Origin of the sequence: Polaromonas sp. CG_23.6 (genome assembly GCF_029892315.1) — a bacterium.
Classification (GTDB): Bacteria; Pseudomonadota; Gammaproteobacteria; order Burkholderiales; family Burkholderiaceae_C; genus Polaromonas.
Map to the genome: position 1 here is coordinate 295069 of NZ_JARXUY010000001.1, position 25956 is coordinate 321024.

Here is a 25956-nt window from a genome sequence, read left to right on the forward strand (position 1 = left end):
TAGCGCAACCGGTGTTGTTCTCACTTGGGCTTCGACAGTCGAAAGTTCAGTCTTTGTGGCGCATGCCGTCACCGTCGCGGTGACCGCGCCCGCCGCCGTGATGCCCACCCATTTTCCTGTGCTCGGCGTCAAAAGTATTTTTCTGTTCCGGGCTCAATGTGGCGTAAAAAGTTTTGACAGCTTCTCCGCGCTTGTCCATCTCCGCATTCATTTCGGTCATGCGCTGGGTGCGCAGCGCCTTCATTTTGTCGATGCGCTCGGGCGTGCTCAAGGCGTCAAGTTCGGCGCGCTGTGTGGCCATGGGCCGTTCGCTGTTCATCATGCGGGCGGGCGGCTGCATCGTCGTGGTGAAGGCGGTCCAGGCGCTTTCCTGCGCCGGCGTGATCTTGAGTTTGGCTTTTAATTCAGCCTGGTGCCTGGCCATCCGGGCCTGCATTTTGGCGGGATCGCGGCGGCCCATCCTCTGCTCACCGTGGTGCGACCCGGCGTTCTGGGCTGCAGGTGCCGATGTGGCGGGTTTCAGCCCTGCCGGTGCCGCGTCAGTGCCTTGCGCCATGGCCGCCCCCGTCGTGGTCAACAGGCCGGCAAGGATCAGGCCGTTCAGTAATGTGGGTGCGAATTTCATGGAAGTTTCCTTTGGACAAAAAAGCACTGCCACCAGGAATTGGCGACAGCTTGAAAGCAAGTGTGGTGTGCCCGTGTATCGCCGCCATTGCGCGCCGGTTATGGTTTGTAAAGTTAAATGAAAATCGTTTTGCGACCAAAAGCTCGCACCTCCGTACTCCAAACCAGAAGGCTTGTGCGTTTATCCGGGCGCCCGCCTGCGCTATGCTTTGGTCTTAAAACACAACACACACTGGCCCGTCCATGAGTTTTCTATCAGAGCTGAAAAGGCGTGCCAACGCGCTGCAAGGCCTGGAACTCGGTGCGCAGCGTGACCTCACGGCAGGCACCCAAGCCTGCGAACAGGCCTGCCGGGTGGCGTTGGCCTATCTGCAGGACATGTGTGCTCAGCTTATCGTGATTCAGCCGCCTGCCGCAGGGGCCTATAGCCTGGACGGCAAGGTGCCGTTTCCCGCCTTGGCGCAGCGAAATTTTCGCTGTGACGCGCGTCGCAAGATGCTGAGCAATGCCGAGGTGTGCGACTACATCGGCGTCGGTTGGGACCTGTTGCCGGTCATCGGGCCGGTAGCGACCCACACCGTCACTGTCAACTTTCCACCCGACCTTGAACGCGTGACACAGCGCCTGTCCGTTGGCCAGATCCAGCATGAACGCAAGGATTTGCGCAACCCCGACAGCGGCAAGCTGCTGGCCTATGTGTTCGACTACCAGACCAAGTCGCGCGCCTTCATTACCCTGACGCCTGAGCATGCCACCGGCTGCATCGCCTTTCGCGTGACCAACGTGGGGGGCTTTGGTGTGCTGAACACCACCTATCCGGCCGCGCAGGTCACCACTGGATTGCTCGACGAACTGGCGAAAAAACTGGTGGGCCAGCCCAGCCGGTTCGGCTGATCCGCGCAACGGCTGCTACGTCGGGTATTGCCAACCGCCGTCTGGCGTGCTTACAATCGCCGCAGCTTGTCGGGGTGCCAAGGATGTTTACATCCGAGGCTGAGATCGCAACTTTGCGAGACCCGCTGAACCTGATCGGGATCATCCCCGCGTAGGAAACAAGGCACTTTGGCTCCGGTAGTCCGTTTTTTCACCGCTTTGCGCGGTGGCTTCGCGGCAACATCTCCGGCTCCCCAGGCAGGCATCCACCACCTTCTGGAGACAACCATGGCCAAGACCCCCCTTTCCGTCAACGCAGCGGACCTGACCAGCCGCATCACGCGCACCCCTTTTCCCGGCTCCCGAAAGATTTACATCGAAGGCTCGCGGCCCGACATTCGCGTGCCGTTTCGGGAAGTCACGCTGACGGACACGCTGATCGCCGAAGGCAGCGAAACCCGCCGCGAAGCCAATCCGCCATTGCGCTTGTTTGACTCGTCCGGCGTGTACACCGACCCGTCGGCCGCCATCGACATCACGCGCGGTTTGACGGCCCTGCGCGCCGCATGGATCAACGAGCGCGGCGACACCGACGCCTTGCCCGGCATCACCAGCGCCTACGGCCGCGAGCGCCTGAACGACCCGGCCCTGAAAGCCCTGCGCATGAACGACGCGCCCGTGCCGCGTCGCGCCAAGGCGGGGGCCAATGTGTCGCAAATGCACTACGCCCGCAAAGGCATCATCACCCCCGAGATGGAATACATCGCCATCCGTGAAAACCTGGTGCGTGCCCAGCTGGCCGAACGCCTGGCCACCGAGCGCGTGCCCAAGACCGGCCACTCGTTCGGCGCGTCGATTCCAAAAGACATCACCGCCGAATTCGTTCGCGACGAAGTGGCACGCGGCCGGGCCGTGATTCCGAACAACATCAACCACCCCGAAACCGAGCCGATGATCATTGGCCGCAACTTCCTGATCAAGGTGAATGCCAACATTGGCAATTCGGCCGTCACGTCGAGCATCGAGGAAGAAGTGGACAAGCTGGCGTGGTCGATCCGCTGGGGTGCGGACACCGTGATGGACTTGTCCACCGGCGAGAACATCCACGAAACCCGCGAATGGATTTTGCGCAACTCCCCGGTGCCGATTGGCACGGTGCCCATTTACCAAGCGCTGGAAAAGGTCAACGGCAAGGCCGAGGACCTGACCTGGGAAATCTTCCGCGACACGCTGATTGAGCAAGCCGAGCAGGGCGTCGATTACTTCACCATTCACGCCGGTGTGCGCCTGGCTTATGTGCCGCTGACGGCAAACCGCCTGACCGGCATTGTTTCGCGCGGCGGCTCCATCATGGCCAAATGGTGTTTGTCGCACCACAAGGAAAGCTTTCTGTACGAGCATTTCGAAGACATCTGCGAAATCATGAAGACCTATGACGTGTGCTTCTCGCTCGGCGACGGCCTTCGCCCCGGCTCGATTGCCGACGCCAACGACGAAGCGCAGTTTGCCGAACTGCACACGCTGGGCGAACTGACGCAGATCGCCTGGAAACACGATGTGCAGGTGATGATCGAAGGCCCCGGCCATGTGCCGCTGCAACTGGTCAAGGAAAACGTCGAGAAGCAATTGGAAGCCTGCTTTGAAGCGCCGTTCTACACGCTCGGCCCTTTGATCACCGACATCTCGCCCGGCTACGACCACATTTCGTCGGCCATGGGCGCGGCGAACATCGGCTGGTACGGCACGGCGATGCTGTGCTACGTCACGCCCAAAGAACACCTCGGGCTGCCGAACCGCGACGACGTGAAGCAGGGACTGATCGCCTACAAGATCGCCGCCCACGCGGGCGATTTGGCCAAGGGCTACCCGGGTGCGCAGATGTGGGACAACGCGGTCAGCAAGGCGCGCTTCGAGTTCCGCTGGGAAGACCAGTTCCGCCTGGCGATCGACCCCGACACGGCGATGGCCTACCACGACGAAACGCTGCCCAAGGAAAATGCCAAGGTGGCGCATTTCTGCTCGATGTGCGGGCCGAAGTTCTGCTCGATGAAAATCTCGCAGGAGGTGCGCGAGTTTGCGCGTCTGAACCCGCATACCACCACGCTGGCCCCATCGATGAAAATGCCTGGCGTGATTGCGATCAAGCCGGTGGCGGTTGACATGGAAAGCAGTTTTGAAGCAAAGGCCGAAGAGTTCCGCAAGGGCGGCAGCGAGATTTATTCCTGACGCTCAATTGCCCTGCCATGTTCCCTCTCCCTTTAGGAGGGGGGTCATGATGAGGACTCTCCGCAAGGGGAAAAAAATTAGCACCCTACTATGAATAAAATAGCTGCTTGGGCAGGCGGGTATTGCGCAACAGGCATTATTTACTTGAATTCAACATCCAATCCGTGCGCACACCGCTGGACCTCATTCCTGGCTTCGCTCATGGGCAGTGGAAAAACAATGACGCGCTGAAATTTTGCCATTCTCGCCATCCCGCTACCCTTGCAGTCTTTCCAACCCCGCTATTTCCATACCCTCACCATGACATCCCTTCACATCGGCATTGCCGGCGCCGGCCTGGCGGGCCGCACGCTGGCCTGGCGGCTGCTGCGCGCCGGCTGCCGCGTCACCTTGTTTGACGCGCGTCCGCGCGCTGCGCTGGACACGGCCAGCATGACGGCAGCGGCCATGCTGTCGCCACTGGCTGAACTGGCCGTGTCGGATGACGCCGTGTTCGCGCTGGGCCAGCGCTCGATGGTGCTCTGGCCGCGCTGGATTGCCGAGCTGGCCGAAGGCGGCGGCGCGCCGGTGTACTTTCGCCAGAAAGGCACGCTGGTCGTGGCGCATGCACCCGACCAGTCGTCGCTGGAACACTTCACCCGGCTGCTGCAGCACAAGCTGCCCGACGCCTGCCGCGCGCAGGTCCACACGCTCGATGCGGCAGCGCTGGCCGCGCAAGAGCCGGCACTGGCGGGGCGCTTTGGCGGCGGGCTGTTCCTGGACAGCGAAGGCCAGCTGGCCAACGACCAGTGGATGGCCGCGCTGGCTATCGAGATCGACCGGCTGGGCGGTCAGTGGCATGAAGGCCAGGCGGTGGAAAGGCTGGAAGAAGGCCGCATCGTGTGCGCCGATGCCACGCATGCCGTCGATGTGGCGGTCGATGCGCGCGGCGTCGGCAGCAAGGGGCAATGGCCGGCGGTGCGCGGCGTGCGTGGCGAGGTGCTTCGGGTCGAATGCCCCGGCGTGACGCTGCAGCGCCCGGTGCGGCTGATGCATCCGCGTTACGCGCTGTACGTGGCGCCCCGGCCGGACCACCAGTTCGTCGTCGGTGCGACCGAACTCGAATCGGAAGACAACGGCCCGGTCACGCTGCGCTCGACGCTGGAGCTGGGCAGCGCGCTGTACAGCCTGCACCCGGCGTTTGGCGAGGCGCGGGTGCTGCGGCTGTCGGCGGCGCTGCGCCCGGCACTGGACGACCACCGGCCCGCCGTGGTGCTGCGCGGTGGCGTGTGGCACATCAACGGCCTGTACCGTCATGGCTATTTGTGCGCGCCGGCAGTGGTCGATGAACTGGCCCATAAACTCTTGGGCACTGAAAGTAAGGAGGCGACATGAGCACTTTTGAGATTTCCCTGAACGGCGAACGCACCGCTACCCAAGCCGCCACGCTGCAAGGCCTGCTGCTGGAACGCGGCTACGACCTGAAAAACGCCTTTGCCTGCGCCGTCAACAGCGGCTTTGTGCCGCGCCCGCTGTGGCCCGAGCGCAGCCTGCAGAGCGGCGACAAAATCGATGTGGTGACACCGATCACCGGAGGCTGAACATGAGCAATTCAGTCAATAATTCCATCGCCCATGGCAGTCCGTGGACCGTGGGCGGCAAGACCTTGAACAGCCGGTTTTTCCTTGGTACCTCGCATTACCCGTCGCCGCAGGTGCTTGGCGATGCGGTGCGTGCCAGCGGCACCGAAGTGCTGACCGTCGGCCTGCGCCGGCTGCAGCCTGAAACCGGCGGCGGCACGAGTTTCTGGCAGCGCATCCAGGCGCTCGGATGCCACATCCTGCCCAACACGGCGGGCTGCCACAGCGCTGAAGAGGCCATCACGCTGGCGCAGATGGCACGCGAGATTTTCGGCACGACCTGGATCAAGCTTGAAGTCATCGGCGATGACTACACGCTGCAGCCCGACACCGTGGCCACGCTGGAGGCCGCCACGACGCTGGCGAAAGACGGCTTTGACGTATTCGCCTACACCACCGACGATCTGGTGATGGCGCAGCGCCTGCACGCAGCAGGCTGCGCGGCGGTGATGCCGTGGGCCGCGCCGATTGGCACCGGACGCGGGCCGCTCAACCCCTACGCACTGGAAACCATGCGCCGGCGTTTGCCCGACGCGGTGCTGGTCGTCGATGCGGGGCTGGGCCGGCCGTCGCATGCCGCGCAGGTGATGGAGCTGGGCTTTGACGCCGTGCTGCTCAACACCGCCGTCGCGCAGGCCGGCGACCCGGTGCGCATGGCGCGGGCGTTTGCCGATGGCGTGGCGGCAGGCCGCGCGGCGTATGAGTCAACGCCCATGCCCGAGCGCGCCGCGGCGCAGGCCTCGACCTCGACCGTCGGCGTGCCGTTCTGGCACGCCGGCTGATACTTTTCGTGTTACTCCTTCCCCCTTTGGGTAAGGAGCAATGCCCCAGCGTCCATCTTTTGATACGGTGACCGTCATGACCCCTGCGCCTTTCGCCCCCATCACCGGCCCCATCGGCTTTTACCCTGTTGTCCACGACGCCGCCTGGGTGCAGCGCCTGCTGAGCTGGGGCGTGCGCACGGTGCAATTGCGCTTCAAGGCCACCGACCACATGCCGGTTGATATCGAGCGCGAAGTGCGCGCCGCCGTCGAAGCGGGCCGAAAGGTCCCGGGTGCGCAGGTCTTCATCAACGACCACTGGCAGCTGGCACTGGCGGCTGGCGCCTACGGTGTGCATCTGGGCCAGGAAGACCTGGACAGCGCCGACATCGAGGTCCTGCGCAACGCCGGCCTGCGGCTGGGACTGAGCACCCACACGCCAGCCGAACTGGCGCGTGCCCATGCCGTGCAACCGTCTTACCTGGCGATTGGACCGATTTATCCGACCACACTCAAGGTCATGCCTTACGCGCCGGTTGGTCTGGCGCAGCTGAAAGCCTGGACCGCGCTGGCCACGCCGTATCCGGTGGTGGCGATAGGTGGCATTTCGCTGGAGCGGCTGCCTGGCGTGCTGGCCTGCCTGGGTGGTGACAACGATGGCGCGGCGGTGGTCAGCGCGGTGACGCTGGCCGCTGACCCGCAGCAGGCGACGCTGGCCGGTTTGCGCCTGGCCGCTGGCTAAAAAGCGTCTCCAGCGTCATTTCAGGCACCAAAATGCCTGACTTGGCTGAAAAAACAGATGCCTTGGATAAAATTGTCCAGGCGGCACAAAGTCAAGGCATGCGGACCTTTCGCTGCGTGGCCACTGGCCGTGACAAGCTCGACGTCACGTTTGTGGGCTTTGTGCATATGGCTCTCACCGTGAAATGGCGCCATTGATTTTCCGAACACGACTTGGCGCGCTGTCGCCCTGACCTGCAAACAGGGCCATTTCTGGCGCGCACAATTTAAACTAGGTCGTCATTCCCGCCTGCGCTGGAATGATGGTGATTTTTGAAGTCATGGAAAATCACTCTATTCAGCGCGGAGGCGCTCTAGCAGCCCCACACGGACCCGCTTTTACGGAGCGATAGATAGTGCAAAAAGAATCCCACGATTTCGGCAAGCGCCGTCATAACGAACAGCCTGGTTGTTTTTAAAATCAAATTTTCTTTCTTTTTTATGGGTGGGTTCGCAGTGTCCAGCTGAAGCACACCCGAACCGGATGTCACGATACGCCAGCGAGCGGCCATGGCGCTTCAAGCTACGGCATGCGGACGTATGTCACGGTGCGAGAACAGCGTTAGGGGAGACGCCTTCAACGAAGCAGCGCAGGTGACGCTGAAGAAACCCTGGTAACCGGTTACCAGGGCATGAATGACCTCACCGGTGCTGCTGAAAGCCACTGGAACGCATCAAAAGATGCGTTTTCACATGGTTTTGATGCCCTGACCTCAAACTAAAAGAGGCTGCTTTTCGGCACCGAAGTTTTCGGGTCAGGTTAGTTTTTTGTGGCGAGCCTGACATTGGAAAAGGCTCAACTCCGTCATCTGCCAAATCGACACGCATTTGGCGAGAGTACCGTACGTCCGATTGGGTTACTTGCGTTGTACGCCAACGCAAAACCAAGCCAGATCAAGGCCGTGGCCCACAGGATGCGGGCGACGTGGTGCTGCTCATGGACAGCGCTTACGAAGGTAAGGCTGCGCGCTCGCTGGCCTGGGCCATGGGTTTTGTGCCGGTGACCCGGACCAACTTGCCGCGGCACCAGCCCTGAGACTGGGACAAACAGCGCTGTTGCCGGCGAAGCCGGATCAAGCGCTTATCTCGGCGCCTGAAGGCTGGGCACCGGGTGCTGCCACTCAGTGCTGGTGCGCGCCCATTTCCACCTTGGTCTTGTCGATGTCAATGGTTTCAGCCGTGGCCAGTGCGGCAATTACCGCATGCAGGCGAACCTTGGCCTGGGCCACGGCGTCGTCGTGGCTGCTGGCTTCGACGAAGGACTCGAATTCCAGCTTGTCGCCGTTGTCCAGCATGTGCGCCAATTTGGTTTTGTAGGGTTGGTTCATAGGGATCTCTTTTCAATCAAGGCGTTGGAAATGGGCGCGGTAAGCGCCACGGACTGCGCTGGCAGTGTTTTTTCAGAAAACTCCGCCAGCACACTTCTGACCATCGGGATGCAGTCGTTGCATTTGGGCAGGCACCCGATGGCCTTGAAGCAGGTTTTGACGTTGTGCGCCCCGCTGGCGCAGGCGGCGCGAAACGTCTCGATGTCGATCGCATGACAGGTGCAGGAAGTTCGCTCGCTCACGCTGCCGCCTCCTGGGGCCGCAGCACCCGGCGAACCGAGGGCCAGCTTTCACGCACCTTGTTGTGCATCTTGGTCACCGCATTGAGCGGCTTGGTCAGCAGCTTCAGGTTCACCAGAAAGACGCCAATCTGCGCGGCCGTGAGCTGCTCCGGCAGCAGCGCCCAAACCCCGCCCAGCGACAGCGTCAGCACCAGCACCAGCGACAGCCAGAAGGCAAACTCGGAGGTCACTTCGCTCAGCTGCTTGGTGACTTCAAACTTGATCCGGTTGCGGTAGAGCTTTTCCTGCTCGGTGTGCAGGCGCCGCTTGTCACCCTGTGCAACGGCCGAGCTGACGTTGCCGACCAGCACCACGCCGCGCAGGCTCAGCCGCGCAATGATCTGGCCGAACACCAAAGACGCCAGGAAGGGGATGAAAGCCGTTACCACCAGCGCTGGCAGCAACTCTGGCGACAGCTTGATCTGCCACAGCAGCACGGCCGGAACACCAATCAGCACGACCCAGATTTCTTTTTGGGCCAGATCGAAAATCTTGACCACGTTTTTGGCGTCATTGGTGGCCTTGGCCACCTGCTGGCCAGCGCAACCGACGCCGCGAATTTCAAACCAGCGCCGCTGCACGTCGATCAGCAGCCGGTCGTCATACATGCGGTTGCTGACTTTCTCAAAAATCTGCAGCAGCGCCAACCCCATGAAAACGGCCAGCGCATAAGGCACATAGGTGAGCAACTCCTGCAATGCAAAAGCCCGGCCGCCCTTGGCGACTTCGGCCAGCACTTCATTGGCCAGCCACGCTTGCAGTGGCGCCAGGGCCGGTGAGATGATGTTGGGGAAAATCGTCAACGCCAGCAACCAAGGGTGCGCCAGCATCATGCGAGTCATTTCCTTCAGCAAGGTTTTGACCGGCGTTACACCCGGCAGGTCGCGGTCGGAAGGCGCTTCGTGGCTCGGTCCAGCCATCGGGACCATAAGGGGAATGTTGGTGTGCATTGCCTTAACTCCTCAGTGCTAGAAGCGCGCCTCATAGGTCAGGTAAATCGTCGGCCGGGAGCTTTCGGTCTTGGACTCGCTGCTAGCGAAGATTCCGCCAGCGCTGTACTTGGTGGTCGTTTCCTGCTTTTTGACCGACAGGAGGTTCTTGGCCACCAGCCTTATTTCAGCGAGCGGGCTGATGATCTTGGTGGCGTACACATCCAGCAGCGACGACGCGTTGCGGCTTTTGCGCTCGCGCTCGCTGTTATCGTTCAGTCCATCGGTGGTGAAGCCAGGCTGATAGCTGACGTGGGTGCCCACGGACCAGCGGGTCGGCTGGTGAGTCCATTCCACGCCCACCGAGGTGATGCGTGGCGGCATGTCTTGCACGCCCCCATGAGTGCCATTGACGGCATTGAGGACCCGTCCGCGCAGCTCGGCATGGCTGCCGGTCAAATTCAGCGCATGCGCACCCTTGTGCAGCAGGGGCAGTCGTCCATCGAACTCAAGGCCCCAGAATTTGGCCTGGGCCGCATTGCTTGCACGCTGCACATAACGTGCGCCCTCCAGCGTGGTGGTCTTCTGGATGAAATCGGTGACATTGCGCTGGTACAAGTTCGCGCCTAACACCCCGCGGCTGCCCTGAAAAAATTTCTCAATGCCGAGCTCAAGGCCCCGGGCACGCTCGGGCCGCAGGTTGGGGTTGCCCGCTGTGTCCGGGTTGGCCAGGCTCCCCGATTTGGTCGTGACCAGCGGATTGATCTGGTCAAACTTGGGCAGTTTGGAGGTGTTGCTCCAGCTTGCCCGAACGTTGGTGTTCTTGGCAACTTCCCAGCGGTAGTGCAGGGAAGGGCTGGTAAAACTGTATTCGCCGTCTTTTTCGATGCCCTTGCCATCGGTCGCGTTGCGGCTGGTTTTTTCCTGCCGGACACCGGCGGTCAGCCATTGCCTGTCGGCAATCTGCCACTCATCCTGGGCATAAGCCGTGAGCTTGCGCTCGACCACGTTGTAACGGTCGGCCAGTGCGCTTTTGTCAACGCCGTTTTCCATCTTGGTTTTCTGGTTGTCGAACTCCGCGCTGCGCCACTCCAGGCCAGTGGACACCGTGTGCCGTCTGGCTGCCTCGAACGATGCACCAATGCCGGCGTAGTGGTCACGGTCCACGATCTGCTCGCGTTCCGTGGCCCGTTTCGTGAGGACGCGGACGGCATTGTTTTCAAGGCTGAGCGCGTCCTTGACGACCGTGGCGCGCTGGATGCCGGCCTTGGCAAACCAGCTACCCCAGGCTGCCCGCCCGTCGTAGCGGGTCCCCAGGCGACCGATCATGTCGTCCTTGTTTTCTGTTTTCTCCACTCCTTTGGTGTAAACCCCGGCGGCATTGAAAAGCGATGAACTCTCCGTTTTGTCCTCGGTGCCTTGCGTCACGAAAGCGTCCAGCGTCAGCCGGTCCTGGCCGTTGCGCCAGGTGATGCGGGGCGACAGCAGGGTTTCAGTTTTCTTGGCCGGTTTGGGCTTGAGCTCCCGCTGCGTGACAGCGCCACTGGCACTGAGCGTATCTTTTTCCTCGACAACGTCCTCCGCGCCCACGGTGTGCGACAGGGCCAGGACCACATCCACGTCGCCCAGTTGACGGCTCCATTGCGCCACCATGTCGCCCACGTCAAGCGAGCCATTTTTGCCGTAGGCCGCGCGCAGGCGGGTGAAGTTGTCGGCGGTCTTTTTCAGCACAATGTTGACAGTGCCGCCAATACCGTCCGATTCCATCGTGGCGCTGGGGCTGCGAATCACCTCGATGCGCTCGATCATGTCGGCCGGCAGCCGGTCCACCTGGATTTGCCGGTCCTTGGTGGCGGTGGGAACCGGCTCACCATTGATGAGGAATTGCGTGTAGCCTTTGTCAAGACCCCTGAAGCGGATGTCCTTGACCACCCCCGCCGGCCCCGAAAAGCCCATCCCAGGCAGTCTGCGCAGTACATCGCCCACGGTGGCGTCGCCGTAGCGCTCCACCTCCTGCTCACCAATGACCAGCTTGGCGACCGATGCGTCTTTGCGTAGTTTCTGAGCATCGCGCTGGCCGTAAATCGTCACATCGGCAAGTGCGGCCGACGAGGTGGATGTGTCGCGGCCATCCCGGGCAATGCCCGTCGCAGGAAAAGTCGCATAAGCCGCCGCGATCGCCAGCGCGATGGGCCAGGGTTGATGTGCCAGCATGACGAAGTCCTTCATGTCGAAGCACTGGCTGGCGATGGCTGGCGTGTGCGGTTATTTGTAGCGTTCAAGTTTCCGTTTTCAAGGGCAGATGCGCAGGCAATAGGCCGGCGCATCCACATCTGGCGACAGTTGTTTCAAAATGAATTATATATTCAAATGAGAATCATTCGCAATTAATTGAAGGGTTGTTTCTAACGCAGTGCACTTGTGCAGCCAGCACCAGTCTGCGTCCGGAAAGTTTGATGTGCTGAAGCTGTGCAAGCGCGAGAGCGAGGTCGGGCTCGCCCCGAGCGGCGGGGCCTATGGAATGCAGGTGCGGCCGCGCCATTCGCAGTAGTGTAAAAAGGGCACTTCAAGCACTTTTTTGGGGCGTGTCAATCCTTGGCAGGAGCACGCAAGAGTGGTCATCCGCAAGCCATCGGCCTGACACGCGGGGCCTTGAAGGCCGAAATCCTCACTGTCTGCGGCGCTTCGGGCAACCCATTGCATTTTGTGCCGACTACAGGCCAAGGCGCTTTGGCTGACAAAGCAGACGACCCGGACAAAATTGTCCAAGCGGCACAAAGTCAAGGCAGCAATGTCTTTCGCTGCGTGGCCACTGGCCGTGACAAGCGCGGCGTCAAGTTTGCGGGCTGTCTGAACATGGCCGGCACCGTGAAATGGCTCCGTTGACTTTCCGAACATGGCTTAATCAAGTAAAAATCTCTTATTGCGCAGGTAGCGCTTTCGTTTCTAGCTATTTATGCGATAGCGCCGGATAGTCCGTGTAGCCTTCGGCGCCGCCGCCGTAGAAGGTGGCTTTGTCGGGCTCATTCAGTGGTGCATCGGTCCGGAGCCGCCGCACCAGATCCGGGTTGGCTATGTAAGGCTTGCCGAAGGCGACCAGGTCGGCGCCGTTTTCCAGCGCCTGTTCGGCCGTGGCCTTGTCGTAGCCGTTATTGACCATCCAGGCACCTTTTCCGCCGGCCGCGCGGTAAGCCGCTTTTAGCGCCGGGTAGTCGAACGGACGCTCGGACAATTCGCGCGGGCCGCCGGTGGCGCCGACGATGATGTGGACATACGCCAGGTTCAGCTTGGCCAGCTGCTTGACGACGTACTCGAACAGCGGCTGCGGGTCGCTGTCGAAGGCGTCGTTGGCCGGTGTCACAGGCGACAGCCGGATGCCGGTGCGGCCGCCGCCAATCGCGTCCACGATGGCGCGTGTCACTTCCAGCATCAGGCGGGCGCGGTTGCGGATGGGGCCGCCGTAGTCGTCGGTGCGCTGGTTGGAGCCGTTCTTCAGGAACTGGTCGAGCAGGTAGCCGTTGGCGCCATGGATTTCCACGCCGTCGAAGCCGGCCGTGTCCACCGCATTGAGCGCCGCCGCCCGGTAGGTGTGGACGATCTCGGGCAGTTCACCGGCATCGAGCGCGCGTGGCTCGGACGTGGCGACGAAGGTCGGCACGCCGCCCTTGATCAGCACCGTCTTGGTCTTGGCGGTGATGGCCGAGGGCGCGACCGGCTGGCCGCCATCCGGCTGCAGGTCGCTGTGCGAAACGCGGCCGACGTGCCATAGCTGCACCACGATCTTGCCGCCCTCGTCATGCACTGCCTGGGTCACGTGCTTCCAGCCGTCGAGCTGCTCGGTGCCGTAGAGGCCGGGCACATCGGCATACCCCTGGGCTTGGTGGCTAATGGCCGTGGCTTCGGTGATGAGCAGGCCTGCCGTGGCGCGCTGGGTGTAGTACTCGGCCATGAGCGGCGTGGGAATGGCATCGGGCGCGCGGTTGCGCGTCAGCGGCGCCATGATGATGCGGTTTGCCAGCAGAAGATCGCCAGCCTGGACAGTGTCGAATAAAGTGGGCATTGGATTTCCTGGTTCTGGTGTGAAAAGGCAGGCCGCCGGCCAGAACTGGACCACAGGCGTGCTGCACAGGATCGGCTTCTCCAGGCCGCCTGGTACACAGTAAGCCTTGAGAAAAGCAGCTGTCAATTATGAACCTGGGCGTGCGGCGCAATCCAGCCGGAGCTTTTTTCATTCTGCTCAAAGCAGCCCGCTTTTGGCCGGGATGACCGGTTTGACCATCGGTCCATAATGGCATGGAACGTGCGTCATTCCCCGGTCATGGAAGCATGTCACGATAGGACATTCTGGCAAGCCAAAAGATGCTTCGGGCACAACGGCCAAGGCAATGTCCTACAAAGCGCAAAGGACCATGCTTATGCTGAAAACTGGCATGCTTTTTTACGATAGAAGTCAACCCTCCAATGGATGGCTGTGGCTGATGGACGATAAGTGCCTTGGGTTGTAATCAAGGATTGAAGAAAGATAAAAATGGTCAAATATGCAATTATTTTTGCGATCATTTCACTGATTGCTGGCGCCTTGGGATTTACCGGCGTCGCTGCAGGCGCGGCGGGGATTGCCAAGGTTCTGTTCGGCCTGTTCCTGATTCTGGCGCTGATTTTCATCGTGCTGGCGGCGCTGGGTGTAGGCGCTGCCAAGAAAATGATGAAGTAATGGAACCTGACGACAGCGAGCCGCCCCGTACAGCAGTGTCACGGTTGAAGAACCGCATTTTTCAGGGCTGGTCGTCGCGGGAGGAACCTGACGACCCGACAAGCCACACGGTGCTGGCCATCGCGCCCCAGCGGCAGGTCGGGTTTCCTGCCCGTATTGCCGAGTTCATGCTGGTGTTCAGGCTCAGGGCGCGTCGCCCTTCCACGTTGTCCACCGATATTCTGGAGCGCGCTGTCCGCGTCGTGTTTGTGACCTGCAAGAACTGGTTTTCCGGCACCGATTCACCCGCACCCCGGCAGCGCAGGCGTGACTAGCCGTCTGGCTTGTTGCGCCACGGGCTTTTTTTGATTCGCCTTACAGGAGCCACCCTTCATGCACACCTCACTGGTTGACTGCCTGATCGAATACGAAGTCAGCAGCCCGGCGCATTTTTTGCTGAACATCGGCGCTGCATTTCATCCCGGCCATGAAGTCGTGGAGGAGCGGCTGACCATCACGCCGAGCATGAAGGTGCGGCATTTTTCCGACGAACGCAGCGGCAACCGCTTCATTCGCCTGGACGCACCCAAGGGCATCCTGTCGGTCAACTACCATGCCCGCGTGCAGTTGCATCCGGTGGCGCAGCCGCTGCATCTGGACGAGACACCCGTCAGCGCCCTGCCTGACGACGTGCTGCACTACCTGATGCCCAGCCGTTATTGCGAATCGGATTCGCTGCGCCGCGTGGCGCAGCAACTGTTCGGCCACCTGCCGCCCGGCATGGGCCGGGTGCGCGCGGTGGAAAGCTGGATTCACGAATCAATCGATTACCAGACTGGCGTCACCCAGCCAACCACCACGGCGCAGGACGTGTTTGTGCAGCGTGTGGGCGTGTGCTGCGACTTTGCGCACCTGGGCATCACGCTGTGCCGGGCGCTGAACATTCCGGCGCGGCTGGTGGTCGGCTATGTAAATTTCGCCGAAGCGCCGCAGGACTTTCACGCCGTATTCGAGGCCTGGCTCGACGGTCGTTGGGTGTTGTTCGATGCCACGCGCATGGCGCCCATCGACCGGCTGGTGCGCATCGGCACCGGCCGCGACGCCAAGGACGTGGCCTTTGCCACGATTTTTGGCGATGTGAAGATGCTGCGCAAGGACATCACCGTCGATGAGGGCGAAATGCCTGCCGACGACGAGGGCCGTGCCACTGAGCCGGCTGTCGCAGCCTCGCCGGGCTTGCCGGGTTTTTAAACATCCGCCCGCCGCCCGGTTCTCCCCGGGCCAGATGGCGCCTGTCAGGTCCGGTAAGGCGTGTCAAGACGCTCCAGCTTGCGGATCAGCGAGGGCCAGACAAAGGCACCGCCCAGGCCGCCGGTCTGCACCCGCATCGCTTCGGACACGCCCTGCACGATCAGCGGGTTGACCTGCGTGAGCGCGCCACCGCCGGCCTGCGCATCAATCTGGATGCGGCAGGTGGCCTCAAAGGTGTACATGCTCAGGAACGCATCGGCAATCGACTTGCCGACGACCAGCAGGCCGTGGTTGCGCAGCACCAGAAAATTGGCGCGGCCCAGGTCGGCTTGCAGGCGCGGCTTTTCCGCATCCTTGAAGGCCACGCCTTCATAGTCGTGGTAAGCCAGCGACGCCAGCACGAAGGTCGATTGCTGGCTGATCGGCAGGATGCCGCCAGCCTGCGCGCTGACACCCACGCCGGCCCGGGTGTGGGTGTGCAGCACGCAAACCGCGTCTGGCCGGGCCGCGTGCACGGCGCTGTGGATGACGAAGCCGGCGGGATTGACCGGGAACGGCGAGTCGATGACCTTGTTGCACTGCTCGTCCACCTTGACCAGGCTGGAGGCGGTGATCTCGTCAAACATCAGGCCGTAGGGGTTGATCAGGAAATGGTGCGCGCCGGCGCCGGCAACCGACTCGGGCAGTTTGGCGCTGATGTGGGTGAACACCAGGTCGCTCCAGCCGTACAGCGCAACCAGCCGGTAGCAGGCCGCCAGGTCGCAGCGCAGCTGCCATTCTTCGGCGCTGACTGCGCCTTGCAGGGAAGGAATGTTCATGGGATGCCTCTTGAAATATGCGTGGTGGAGCTCGACAGCCTACAACGGCTGCGACCCGGGCCCCTGTTTCACGCGCGACACCGCTGGCCCCGCTCAGGGTTTGCAGCGAGAGGAAATCGGTATAAATTGCTACTTAAAATATAGCTGGCAATGCCCGTTAATATTGCGCAAACCGGGTTTTTTGCCGTTTTTCCGTAACCACCCGGAGCGGTTTTCCACGAGGCGCCTGTCAATTCGATGGAAGGCTGGCTGGTCGCTACTGTGCTTAAGAAGCCAATCCCATGCTGAGAGTCTCCAGCCGAAGTTATTTTGTACCGGGACCTGTCTGGGTTCGCGCATAACGCCTGGCACTGCGACAAAAGGCTGCAGGAGCCCATGCGCTGCGCACAGCTGACCGGGACAGGTGAAATACGGTAAGAGACCTATTTTATTTGCCGCACCCACTGGTCCAGCTCGTCGATGGCGGCGTTGGTCGCGGCGGTCAGGGCACGCACGCCGCCGGCGGCATCGGCACTGGTGGCAGGTCGCTGCACCGACAGGTTGCGTTGCGCCAACAACCGTTCACCAGAGGGCGTGATCTCGACCAGCGTGGCATGCAGCCGAATCAGGCCGATGCTGGCATCAGGCGCAGTGAACAGCTGGCTGAACTCTTCAAGCTCCAGCCGAAGCATGGGCAAATTGGTGTTCTGGCTTCGGTTCAGCGCCACGCCCTCTCGGGCATTGAGCACCACGCGCTGCTGGCTCAGGCGCTCGCGCATGCGCTGGCGCACCAATTGCGCCGGCGGCATGGTCCAGCGCGCCTGTGAATAGGGGCGCAGCTGCTGGTCGTCAACATAGCCCAATCGGTAGAGCACGGCCTGATTCTCCAGCGCGCCGCCGGAGGTGGCAATGTCGGCAATCGCCAGCGGCGACAGGACAGACGCAGCCATGAGGGCCGGGGGCATTGTCGCAAGCTGAGTGGTCATCTCGCCCGGTCCGAAGTCGTACATGGTGGCGCGGGTCGGCTTGTCAATCACCGAGCACCCGGTGGCAAGGGCCAACACACTTATCACACACAAAACCCGTTTTGCGCAATATTGGCCTGCGTTTAAAGCTACTGAATTAATAGCATTGAAAAGTGGCTCAAAGGTCATCATTGTGGGTCTCCGTTGGCGGAAAAGCCGGTTTCGCCGGGGCCGGGCACGGCTGGGCCATTGCCAAAAATAAGCGATTGCGGGTTGTCATCAACCCCACTCACGGTACGGCGCAACTGGCGCATGGTGCGCGCCGTTTCGTCGGCCACCTCGCCCAGCTTGGGCAGCGTGGCCGCGCTGAAGGTTTCCACACCGGCGGCCAGCGCCTCACCGCCCTCCTTGAGCCGGTCAAGCGCGCCGCCTTTTTCATTCAGGCGCTGGGCGGTGAGGGCGACTTCATCGGTCGCGCCCTTGACCGAACGCAGGGCCGCCTGCGCATCCCTGGACAATGCGGGCAGCGTGGACACGGCCGGCTCCAGCGCCTTGGCGACGCGGTTGATGCTGCCGGCGGCCTCGGCGAGTTGCGTGACGGCGGTGTTGATGGCCGCTTCGTTCTGCGCCGACAGCAACTGGTTGATGCGCGTGGTTGCCTGCTCGGCCTGGTCGAAGATCACTCCGCTTTGCTTGATCAGCTTGTCGATACCGCCCTGCTTGAGCGGAATGCGCGGCGGATCGTCGTCGTTGGGCGTGAGCCGCTGGCTGGAACTGCCGTCGTCGTCGAGCTGGATGAAACCCAAACCGGTGACGCCCTGGGACGCCACGGTGGCAAAGGTAGAGCGCGTCACCGGCGCGGCCTGGTCGATGGACACGCGGATCAGCACATTGCCTTTGACCTTCTGGTCAAACCCGATGCGCTCGACCTTGCCGACGGCCACGCCCCGGTAGCGCACCGTGGCTTGCGGTTGCAGGCCGGAAACGGTCTCGGAAGTGCTCATTTCGTACAGGTTGCGCTCGGTGTTGTCACGCGTGAGCCAGATGGCCAGCACGGCCAGCAGGGCGGTGATGAGCACCACGAACGCGCCGGCAATCAGCGCATGGGCCTTGTTTTCCATGATGAAAACCTTTCTAGATCAAGGGGCGGCGGGGTGGTTCAGCAGCGTCATCGCCCGTTTCCCCCGTTCGCCAAGAAAAAAGTCGTGAATAAAGGGATGCTCGAACGCCACCACCTTTTGCGGCACGTCGTTGATGATGACTTTTTGCGATGCCAGCACGGCAATGCGCGTGCTCAGCTCGAAGATGGTGTCCAGGTCGTGCGTGACCATCACCACCGTCAATCCCATGCCCTGGTGCAGCGAGCGCAGCAAATCACAAAAGCTGTCGGCGCTTTCGGGGTCCAGTCCGGCGGTCGGTTCGTCCAGCAGCAGCAGCGGCGGGTCCATGATCAGCGCGCGCGCCAGCGCCACCCGCTTGATCATGCCGCCCGACAAATCGCTGGGCATCTTGTCGGCGGCCTCAGCCGGCAGGCCGACCATCTGCAGCTTGACCAGCGCCGCCTCGCGCATCAGCGCGCCCGGCAGCGTGTTGAGTTCGCGCAGCGGAAAAGCGATGTTCTCCAGCACAGTGAAGGCTGAAAACAGCGCGCCTTGCTGGAACAGCATGCCGACCCGGCTGGCCGCACCGCGCTTGCCCAGTTCGGCGGCGGGCTTGCCAAGCACCGTGATGTCGCCCTGTGTTGGCGTTTCCAGCCCCAGCATCTGGCGCAGCAGCACCGTCTTGCCGGTGCCCGAACCGCCGACCAGTGACATGATTTCGCCGCGCTCCACCGTCAGATCGAGGTCTTTGTGCACCACCGACTTTTTGTCGCCGTTCTGGAACACCGTCCAGAGCTTGCTGATTTGAACGACGGGTTCAGTCATTTCTCACCCGGTTTCCAAAAACCATGACCTCTGCGCGGTAAGCGAAACGACAACCCTGCAGGTGATGCACCCTACCAGCAGGGGCCGCGGAACCGGCTTTGCCGGGCCGCAGGCGCAGCAGCTCCCTCGGGGGGCAGGAAGCTACACGCAGTGAGCGACCGTGGGGGCGACATCCATGGCTTTGCCAGGCCGCAGGCGGGACGGCCCCCTCGGGGGCAGCGAACCACACGGAAGTGGGGAGCGTGGGGGTCTTCATCACTTAAATGCCCACGCTTCTGAACAAGATTGCAAACAGCGCATCCACCAAAATGACCACGGTGATGGAGGTGACCACCGACGCCGTCGTGCCTTTGCCCAGGCTTTCGGTGTTGGGCTTGACGCGCAGGCCGTAGTGGCAGCCGACCAGCGCGATCAGCAGGCCAAAGACGACCGACTTGGAGGTTGCCAGCGTCAGGTTGGACACGCTGACAGCGGCGGGCAGCGAGTTGAGAAAGTACGACGGCGTCACGCCCATCGAGACATCGGCCGCCAGCATGCCGCCGAGCAGCGCGGCTATCGTGGTCCAGACGCTGATCAGCGGCATCACCACCGCCAGCGCGATGGCGCGCGGCATCACCAGCCGGAAGCCCCGGGCAATGCCCATGACGCGCATCGCGTCAATCTCTTCGGTCACCCGCATCACGCCGATCTGCGCGGTGATGGCCGAGCCGCTGCGCCCGGCGATCAAAATGGCGGCGAGCACCGGACCAAGTTCGCGGATCAGCGAAATACCCAGGATGTTGACAATGAAGGCATCGGCGCCGAACTGGCGCAGCTGCTGCGAGATCAGGTAGGCCAGCACCACGCCGATCAGGAATCCGACCAGCGCCGTGATCGGCAGCGCCGTCGCGCCAAAATGGTAAAGATGGCCCGACAGGTCACGCCACGGCCCTTGCCGGGGATGGCGAAACAGCCGCAACAGGTCAAGCAGCAGCTGCCCCAGCAGGCGCAGCATGCCCTTGAGATGGTCGATCAGGCCGAGCAGCCGCTCGCCAAACACCACCAGCGGTTCCGACCACGGCGAGCGGCGCGGCGGCGCCAGAGCGACGGTGAATTTCTCCACCGTTTCCAGCATTTCGCGCTGTTCAGGCGCCAGTTGCACATCGTCCGGCCAGCGCTGGCGCCATGCCGTCCACAGCACCTGCGCGCCCAGGTAGTCGAGCTGTTCAATGTCTTCCAGGCTCCACCGGGCGGAATTGGACGCAGCAGGCGGCCGGGCGCTGCTCAGGCTGTCGAGCTGTTCGCCCAGCGCGGCCCAGGCGGGTGCCAGCGTCAGCTGTGCGGCGGTCCAGCTTCCCTGCAGGCGCACGAGCGGGCCTTCAGGGGAATCCTGAATGTCAAGGCGCGGCGGTGAGTCGTCAAGAGGCATGCGGGCAATGGTGTGGAACAGCCACCGATGGACCAGGCGGATTTGAACGCAAAGCGGTCATGGTAACTGCAGAAAATGAAGAAAGCAGGCGTTCCGTCTGGTTCCGCCATGGTCCTACAGGGCTTGGTGCCTGCCGGCCAGGCTCGCCAGCTGTGAAAGCGCGGCGGGCAAAGGGGTAATCTCCTTCACGGGCATGACCGAGTTTTGCCACAATGCAAGGTGAGTCCACCAAAGCCCTATTTCATGCACGACCAGAACCTGACTTTCGACTACATCATCATCGGCGCGGGCACGGCCGGCTGCCTGCTGGCCAACCGGCTCAGCGCCGATGCGTCCAAGCGCGTGCTGCTGATCGAGGCCGGCCGCAAGGACGACTACCACTGGATTCACATTCCGGTCGGCTACCTGTACTGCATCGGCAACCCGCGCACCGACTGGCTGTTCAACACCGAGCCCGACGCGGGGCTGAACGGCCGCGCGCTGCGCTACCCGCGCGGCAAGACGCTGGGCGGCTGCTCCAGCATCAACGGCATGATCTACATGCGCGGCCAGGCGCGGGATTACGACAAATGGGCGGAGCTGACCGGCGACAGCGCCTGGACCTGGGACAACGCCCTGCCCTGCTTCAAGCTGCATGAAGACCACTACAAGGGCGCTGACCCGCTGCACGGCGCGCGTGGCGTGGCGCCGGCCTTGATGGAGGACAAGCTCCAGCCCTACCAAAAAATCCTGCGCCACCGCAATGCCGGCGGCGAATGGCGCGTGGAAAAGCAGCGCCTGCGCTGGGACATCCTTGATGCGTTCGCCGAGGCGGCCTCCCAGGCCGGCATTCCCCAGACCCCGGACTTCAACCGGGGCAGCAACGAAGGTGTGGGCTATTTTGAAGTCAACCAGAAAAACGGCTGGCGCTGGAACACGGCCAAGGCTTTCCTGCGGCCAACCTGCCTGGGCCGGCCCAACTTCGAACTCTGGACGAACGCCCAGGTGAGCAAGCTGGTGATCGAGCTGCAGGCCGACGGCAGCCAGCGCTGCACCGGAGTCGAGGTCTGGACCGGCCAGGAGCGGGTCACGGCGCTGGCAACGCGCGACTCGGGCCACATGGGCGAGGTGCTGCTGTGCGCCGGCAGTATCGGCTCGCCGCACATCCTGCAGCTTTCCGGCATTGGTCCGGCCGGGCTGCTCCAGCAGCACGGCATCCCGGTGGTGCAGGACCTGCCAGGCGTCGGCGCCAACCTGCAGGACCACCTGCAGATCCGCTCGGTGTACAAGGTCCGGGGCGACAAAGACAGCAAGCGCTGGGGCCTGTCGCTCAACACCATGGCCAATTCGCTCTGGGGCAAGGCGCGCATCGGCATGGAATACGCGCTGCGCCGCACCGGGCCGATGAGCATGGCGCCGTCGCAACTGGGGGCCTTCACGCGCAGTTCGCCCGACCAGCCCTGGCCGAACATCCAGTACCACGTCCAGCCGCTGTCGCTCGACGCCTTCGGCGAACCGCTGCACAACTTCAACGCCTTCACCGCCAGCGTCTGCAACCTGAACCCGACCAGCCGGGGCAGCGTTCGCCTGAAGACCGGCGCCTTTGCCGACGCACCGGCCATTTCGCCCAACTACCTGAGCACAGCCGAGGACCGGCAAGTGGCGGCCGATTCGCTGCGCATCACGCGCAAGATCGTCAGCCAGGGCGCACTGGCCAGATACCAGCCGGAGGAATTCAAGCCGGGCGTGCAGTTCCAGACCGACGAGGATTTGGCGCGGCTGGCCGGCGACATCGCCACGACGATTTTTCACCCGGTCGGGACAACAAAAATGGGCCGCTCCGACGACCCGATGGCGGTGGTCGATTCGCACCTGCGGGTGCGCGGCGTTCGCGGACTTCGCGTGGTCGATGCCGGCGTGATGCCGCTCATCACCAGCGGCAACACCAACTCGCCGACCCTGATGATTGCCGAGAAAGCAGCGCAGTGGATACAGGCTGGCATCTGAGCGGCCAGCGAAAATGGCGGGCCGTCAGCCGGCAATTGTCAGGCCAAGGTTGCAGTGCGCAAAAGGCTCGCTACCGTGGTTTGTGAGCGTTTCATTTGCGGGAAATCCCTGATGCGCTTTCTCAGTGCACCCGCTACATTGGAGAACTTGCTATCGGGCCTTGCTGCTCGCAATGCGGGGAGTCGAGGAGACATTTATAAATAGAAGACACAGCGTTGCAAAAAATGCTGGTTTGACCAAAAGCGCTGGCAACCCCAGCGCTTTTTTTCGTCCGCACCCTGATATTCAAGTGTTAAAAATGGCTTTTGCGCACAACGCAGAAGCATTCATTGCTATTAATAAATGAGTAAAAGCCCGACCCGGCGGGTGCGACAATTGCCGCCATGGAATTGCTGCTTGTCTCTGTTGCTTCGTTGTTTGCCGGTTTTGTGGACGCCATCGTTGGCGGCGGCGGACTGATTCTGGTGCCGGCGCTGTTTGCCGTCTTTCCCACCACGCATCCGGCAACCTTGTTTGGCATCAACAAGGGGGCATCGGTCTGGGGAACGGCAGTCGCCACGACCCAGTACGCGCGGCGCGTCCAGATGCGCTGGTCGGCGCTGCTGCCGGCGGCGGGAGCCGGGTTTTGCGGCTCGCTGGCGGGTGCATGGCTGGTCACCATGATCGATCCGGGCTTCCTGCGCAAAGTCCTGCCTTTCGTGCTGCTGGCCGTGCTGGCCTACACGCTGGCAAAAAAAGACCTTGGCCGCCACCACACGCCGCGTTTCACCGGGCATGCCGAAACCCTGGTGGCCTGCTGCATCGGCCTGGTTCTGGGGTTTTACGACGGGTTTTTCGGTCCCGGAACGGGCAGCTTTTTTGTCTTCCTGTTCGTGCGCTGGCTGGGCTACGATTTCTTGAACGCGTCGGCTTCGGCCAAACTGCTCAATACCGCGACCAACCTGGCGGCGCTGGGACTGTTTGCCTGGAAAGGCCATGTCTGGTGGCATTTCGCGCTGACCATGGCGGTGGCGAACGTCGCGGGCAGTCTGCTGGGCACGCGCCTGGCGCTCAAGCACGGAGCGGGTTTTGTACGGCTGGTGTTTATTGGCGTGGTCAGCGCGCTGATCCTGAAAACCGGTTTTGACGCGTTCCTGAAATAGCCATGGCCACGCGCCCGGCAGCCATGCGCAGGGCTAAGGTGCGCTGCTTTCTACAGGAATGATTGCAGATGCCGGCGGAACCGGCTTTCGGGCGGGCGTGGCCTTGACAGGCTTGGCCGCCTTTGCCGTCATTGCCGCATTGGCCGGTTTTTCCACCTCGACGGCTTTGACGAGAGCGGCCGCTGGCTCGGCTTTCTGAACGGTGACAGGTCTGGCGCCGGCGGCCGACACCATGGCACCGGGCGTGTCGCCCACCAGCAGCGCAACCATGTCGGCGGCCAGGCGCGGCTTGCCTGTGGGCGCCACAGCCTTGCCTGCCTGCACCGCAAGCATGTCTTCCTCGCTCGGGTACTGACCCAGCAGCACATAGTCGAACACCCTGCGGGCAATCGGCGCCGCCACGCCGCCGCCCCAACCGGCATTTTCCACAATCACGGCCAGCGCGATCCGCGGGTTGTCGGCCGGGGCAAACGCCATGTACACCGCATGGTCGCGCTGGTGCTCTTCCATGCTCGCCTTGTTGTAGCGGTCATTGCGGCCCATGCTGACCGCCTGCGCCGTGCCGGTCTTGCCACCGGAGAGGTATTGCGCGCCGGCAAACACCCGGGTCGATGTACCGCCCTGCGTCACGCCGACCAGGGCCTTGCGGATGATGGCAACGTTTTCAGGCTTGTAGTGCAGGTCAACCGGCGGGTCGGCCTGCAGCGGATGCAGCGCGCGTGTCATCGCGTCCTGCGTGCCCATCACCAGCCGGGGCTTGTGCTTGATGCCGTTGTTGGCCAGGGTGGCCGTGGCCTGCGCCAGCTGCAGCATGGTGAAGCTGTTGTAGCCCTGGCCAATGCCCAGTGAAATGGTTTCGCCGGCAAACCACTTCTGCTGCGCCACCCGCTTGAAATAGTTGCGTTTCCATTCCTGGTTGGGCAACACGCCGCGCACCTCGCCATTGATGTCGATGCCGGTGGCCTGGCCAAAGCCCAGTGGCGCCATGAAGTCGTGAATGGCTTCCACCCCCAACTCGTTGGCCAGCGTGTAGAAATACACATTGCTCGACTCGACAATCGCGCGGTTCATGTCCATGGCGCCACCACGCTCGTTTTCCGGGCTGCCAAAACGATGGCCGCCAAACATGAAGAAGCCCGGGTCGTTGATGATCGCGGTGGGCGAACGTTTGCCGGTTTGCAGCGCGGCCATGGCCATGAAGGGCTTGTAGGTCGAGCCCGGCGGATAGGTGCCGCGCAGCGCGCGGTTGAGCAGCGGCTTGTCGATCGACTCGTTGAGCGCCTGCCAGCTTTCATGGTCAATGCCCTCGACGAACAGGTTGGGATCGAAGGTCGGCTTGCTGACAAAAGCCAGCACCTCGCCGCTTCGGGGGTCCAGCGCCACCAGGGCGCCGCGTCGCGTGCCGAACATGTCCTCGACCAGTTTTTGCAGGCCGATGTCCAGCGAAAGCATGACGTTGTTGCCCGGCGTGGCCGGACTGGTCGCCAGTTTTCGCAGCGCCCGCCCGCCGGCCGATGTTTCCATCTGCTCGACGCCGGTCTGGCCATGCAGCTGCTGCTCGAAACTCTGCTCGACGCCCAGCTTGCCGATGTAGTCGGTGCCGCGGTAGTTGCCTTCTTCCTCGCGATCCTCGATCGCGTCCTTCTCCGCCTGGTTGATGCGGCCGATGTAGCCCACCACATGGCTGCCCAATTCACCATAGGGATAGTTGCGAAACAGCCGGGCCTTGATGTCCACGCCGGGAAAACTGAAGCGCCGGGCGGCGAAGCGCGCCACTTCTTCGTCACTCAGACGGGTGCGCAGCGGAATCGATTCAAAGCTCTTCGATTCTTCGCGCAGGCGCTTGAAGCGGCGCTTGTCCCGGGGCGTGATGTCAACCAGCTTTTCCAGCGCGGCAATGGTTTCGTCCATGTTTTCCACCTTGGACGGTGTGACTTCCAGCGTGAAGGCCGAATAGTTGGACGCCAGCACGATGCCGTTGCGGTCCAGGATCAGGCCGCGACTCGGCACGATGGGGACAATCGCCGTGCGATTGCTTTCGGCCTGCGCGCGCAGGTCTTCGTAGCGATGCACCTGCAGGAAGGACAGCCGGGCCGCCACCAGGGAAAAGCAGAGAAGCACCACCAGCCCGGCCACCACCACACGAATGCGAAAACGCGACAGCTCGGCTTCAACGTTTCTGAGTTCAGTCATGGTGATCGGATTCAGGGTGCATCAAAAAGTGCCCGGGAGGAATGCATTTCATCAGTGTGAGGCCGGACAAGGCACGGGGTCGGTTGAGGCCGGGGTTGGATGTCATTTGATCAGTTGGGGACAGAGCTTGCCGCTGGCCTTGGGCTGGCGGCAAGCTCTGCGGTCTGTCCGGCAA

General features: G+C 62.3%; 26 protein-coding genes and 1 riboswitch. Of the genes, 13 read left to right on the forward strand and 13 right to left on the reverse strand.

Going from position 1 to position 25956, the window contains the following annotated elements:
- Positions 1-46: 46 nt before the first annotated feature.
- Positions 47-625 carry a Spy/CpxP family protein refolding chaperone gene (locus H4V98_RS01505; protein ID WP_280757243.1) on the reverse strand — a complete coding sequence of 193 codons (579 nt, stop codon included), beginning with the start codon at positions 623-625 and terminating at the stop codon, positions 47-49.
- Between the two features lie 242 nt (positions 626-867).
- Here H4V98_RS01505 and H4V98_RS01510 point away from each other — a divergent pair, with 242 nt between their 5' ends.
- From H4V98_RS01510 to H4V98_RS01540, 7 genes are all read left to right on the forward strand, one after another.
- On the forward strand, positions 868-1518 hold the full coding sequence (locus H4V98_RS01510) for a hypothetical protein (protein WP_196864965.1): 651 nt from the start codon (positions 868-870) through the stop codon (positions 1516-1518).
- Between the two features lie 60 nt (positions 1519-1578).
- Positions 1579-1693, forward strand: a riboswitch (TPP riboswitch).
- Positions 1694-1785: 92 nt separating this feature from the next.
- On the forward strand, positions 1786-3723 hold the full coding sequence (thiC, locus tag H4V98_RS01515; protein WP_196864964.1) for a phosphomethylpyrimidine synthase ThiC: 1938 nt from the start codon (positions 1786-1788) through the stop codon (positions 3721-3723).
- A 300-nt stretch (positions 3724-4023) separates the two neighbouring features.
- The gene (gene thiO / locus H4V98_RS01520) at positions 4024-5097 is read left to right on the forward strand and encodes a glycine oxidase ThiO (RefSeq protein ID WP_196864963.1); all 1074 of its coding nucleotides are present in this window, start codon (positions 4024-4026) and stop codon (positions 5095-5097) included.
- Positions 5094-5303, forward strand: coding sequence for a sulfur carrier protein ThiS (thiS, locus tag H4V98_RS01525; protein WP_196864962.1), 210 nt, complete (start codon positions 5094-5096; stop codon positions 5301-5303). The genes thiO and thiS overlap by 4 nt, the downstream gene beginning before the upstream one ends.
- A 2-nt stretch (positions 5304-5305) precedes the next feature.
- Complete coding sequence (locus tag H4V98_RS01530) at positions 5306-6124, forward strand: thiazole synthase (RefSeq protein WP_196864961.1); 819 nt, start codon at positions 5306-5308, stop codon at positions 6122-6124.
- A 76-nt stretch (positions 6125-6200) separates the two neighbouring features.
- Positions 6201-6845: a thiamine phosphate synthase gene (gene thiE / locus H4V98_RS01535; RefSeq protein ID WP_196864960.1), complete on the forward strand. Its 645-nt coding sequence runs from the start codon at positions 6201-6203 to the stop codon at positions 6843-6845.
- A gap of 32 nt (positions 6846-6877) precedes the next feature.
- Positions 6878-7042 (forward strand): hypothetical protein, encoded by a 165-nt coding sequence (locus H4V98_RS01540; protein ID WP_196864959.1) that lies wholly within the window; start codon positions 6878-6880, stop codon positions 7040-7042.
- A 155-nt stretch (positions 7043-7197) separates the two neighbouring features.
- Here the strand turns inward: H4V98_RS01540 and H4V98_RS01545 are convergent, their stop codons facing one another.
- The 5 genes from H4V98_RS01545 to H4V98_RS01565 form a co-directional block, all read right to left on the reverse strand.
- The gene (locus tag H4V98_RS01545; protein WP_196864343.1) at positions 7198-7395 is read right to left on the reverse strand and encodes a hypothetical protein; all 198 of its coding nucleotides are present in this window, start codon (positions 7393-7395) and stop codon (positions 7198-7200) included.
- A 609-nt stretch (positions 7396-8004) separates the two neighbouring features.
- Positions 8005-8211, reverse strand: coding sequence for a hypothetical protein (locus H4V98_RS01550; protein WP_196864344.1), 207 nt, complete (start codon positions 8209-8211; stop codon positions 8005-8007).
- Entirely contained in the window at positions 8208-8453 is a 246-nt protein-coding gene (locus H4V98_RS01555; RefSeq protein WP_196864345.1) for a hypothetical protein, read from the reverse strand. The genes H4V98_RS01550 and H4V98_RS01555 overlap by 4 nt, the downstream gene beginning before the upstream one ends.
- Positions 8450-9442: an ABC transporter ATP-binding protein gene (locus H4V98_RS01560; RefSeq protein WP_196864346.1), complete on the reverse strand. Its 993-nt coding sequence runs from the start codon at positions 9440-9442 to the stop codon at positions 8450-8452. The genes H4V98_RS01555 and H4V98_RS01560 overlap by 4 nt, the downstream gene beginning before the upstream one ends.
- An 18-nt stretch (positions 9443-9460) precedes the next feature.
- Complete coding sequence (locus H4V98_RS01565; RefSeq protein ID WP_196864347.1) at positions 9461-11635, reverse strand: TonB-dependent receptor; 2175 nt, start codon at positions 11633-11635, stop codon at positions 9461-9463.
- A gap of 381 nt (positions 11636-12016) precedes the next feature.
- Here H4V98_RS01565 and H4V98_RS01570 point away from each other — a divergent pair, with 381 nt between their 5' ends.
- Entirely contained in the window at positions 12017-12307 is a 291-nt protein-coding gene (locus H4V98_RS01570; RefSeq protein ID WP_280757244.1) for a hypothetical protein, read from the forward strand.
- A gap of 64 nt (positions 12308-12371) precedes the next feature.
- Here H4V98_RS01570 and H4V98_RS01575 read toward each other — a convergent pair whose 3' ends face one another.
- The gene (locus H4V98_RS01575; protein WP_196864348.1) at positions 12372-13481 is read right to left on the reverse strand and encodes an alkene reductase; all 1110 of its coding nucleotides are present in this window, start codon (positions 13479-13481) and stop codon (positions 12372-12374) included.
- A gap of 468 nt (positions 13482-13949) precedes the next feature.
- Between H4V98_RS01575 and H4V98_RS01580 the strand changes: the two genes are divergently transcribed.
- From H4V98_RS01580 to H4V98_RS01590, 3 genes are read left to right on the forward strand one after another with little or no spacing between them, the layout of a single operon-like run.
- On the forward strand, positions 13950-14135 hold the full coding sequence (locus H4V98_RS01580) for a DUF1328 domain-containing protein (protein ID WP_196864349.1): 186 nt from the start codon (positions 13950-13952) through the stop codon (positions 14133-14135).
- Positions 14135-14449: a hypothetical protein gene (locus H4V98_RS01585; RefSeq protein WP_280757245.1), complete on the forward strand. Its 315-nt coding sequence runs from the start codon at positions 14135-14137 to the stop codon at positions 14447-14449. The genes H4V98_RS01580 and H4V98_RS01585 overlap by 1 nt, the downstream gene beginning before the upstream one ends.
- A 58-nt stretch (positions 14450-14507) precedes the next feature.
- Positions 14508-15365: a transglutaminase family protein gene (locus tag H4V98_RS01590; RefSeq protein WP_280757246.1), complete on the forward strand. Its 858-nt coding sequence runs from the start codon at positions 14508-14510 to the stop codon at positions 15363-15365.
- Between the two features lie 44 nt (positions 15366-15409).
- Here the strand turns inward: H4V98_RS01590 and H4V98_RS01595 are convergent, their stop codons facing one another.
- The 5 genes from H4V98_RS01595 to H4V98_RS01615 form a co-directional block, all read right to left on the reverse strand.
- Positions 15410-16183 (reverse strand): class II aldolase/adducin family protein, encoded by a 774-nt coding sequence (locus H4V98_RS01595; protein ID WP_196864352.1) that lies wholly within the window; start codon positions 16181-16183, stop codon positions 15410-15412.
- 422 nt (positions 16184-16605) lie between these two features.
- Entirely contained in the window at positions 16606-17226 is a 621-nt protein-coding gene (locus H4V98_RS01600) for an ABC-type transport auxiliary lipoprotein family protein (RefSeq protein ID WP_348535212.1), read from the reverse strand.
- Positions 17227-17315: 89 nt separating this feature from the next.
- Entirely contained in the window at positions 17316-18248 is a 933-nt protein-coding gene (locus tag H4V98_RS01605) for an MlaD family protein (protein ID WP_196864354.1), read from the reverse strand.
- A gap of 18 nt (positions 18249-18266) precedes the next feature.
- Entirely contained in the window at positions 18267-19052 is a 786-nt protein-coding gene (locus H4V98_RS01610) for an ATP-binding cassette domain-containing protein (RefSeq protein ID WP_196864355.1), read from the reverse strand.
- Positions 19053-19311: 259 nt separating this feature from the next.
- On the reverse strand, positions 19312-20460 hold the full coding sequence (locus tag H4V98_RS01615) for an ABC transporter permease (protein WP_196864356.1): 1149 nt from the start codon (positions 20458-20460) through the stop codon (positions 19312-19314).
- A 243-nt stretch (positions 20461-20703) separates the two neighbouring features.
- On the opposite strand from H4V98_RS01615, the gene H4V98_RS01620 reads away from it, so the two are divergent.
- Both H4V98_RS01620 and H4V98_RS01625 read left to right on the forward strand, forming a co-directional pair.
- A complete protein-coding gene (locus H4V98_RS01620) occupies positions 20704-22446 on the forward strand; it encodes a GMC family oxidoreductase N-terminal domain-containing protein (RefSeq protein ID WP_196864357.1) in 1743 nt (580 codons plus the stop codon).
- 383 nt (positions 22447-22829) lie between these two features.
- Entirely contained in the window at positions 22830-23588 is a 759-nt protein-coding gene (locus H4V98_RS01625) for a TSUP family transporter (protein WP_196864358.1), read from the forward strand.
- Positions 23589-23621: 33 nt separating this feature from the next.
- Here the strand turns inward: H4V98_RS01625 and mrdA are convergent, their stop codons facing one another.
- Positions 23622-25781: a penicillin-binding protein 2 gene (gene mrdA / locus H4V98_RS01630; RefSeq protein WP_196864359.1), complete on the reverse strand. Its 2160-nt coding sequence runs from the start codon at positions 25779-25781 to the stop codon at positions 23622-23624.
- Between the last annotated feature and the right edge of the window lie 175 nt (positions 25782-25956).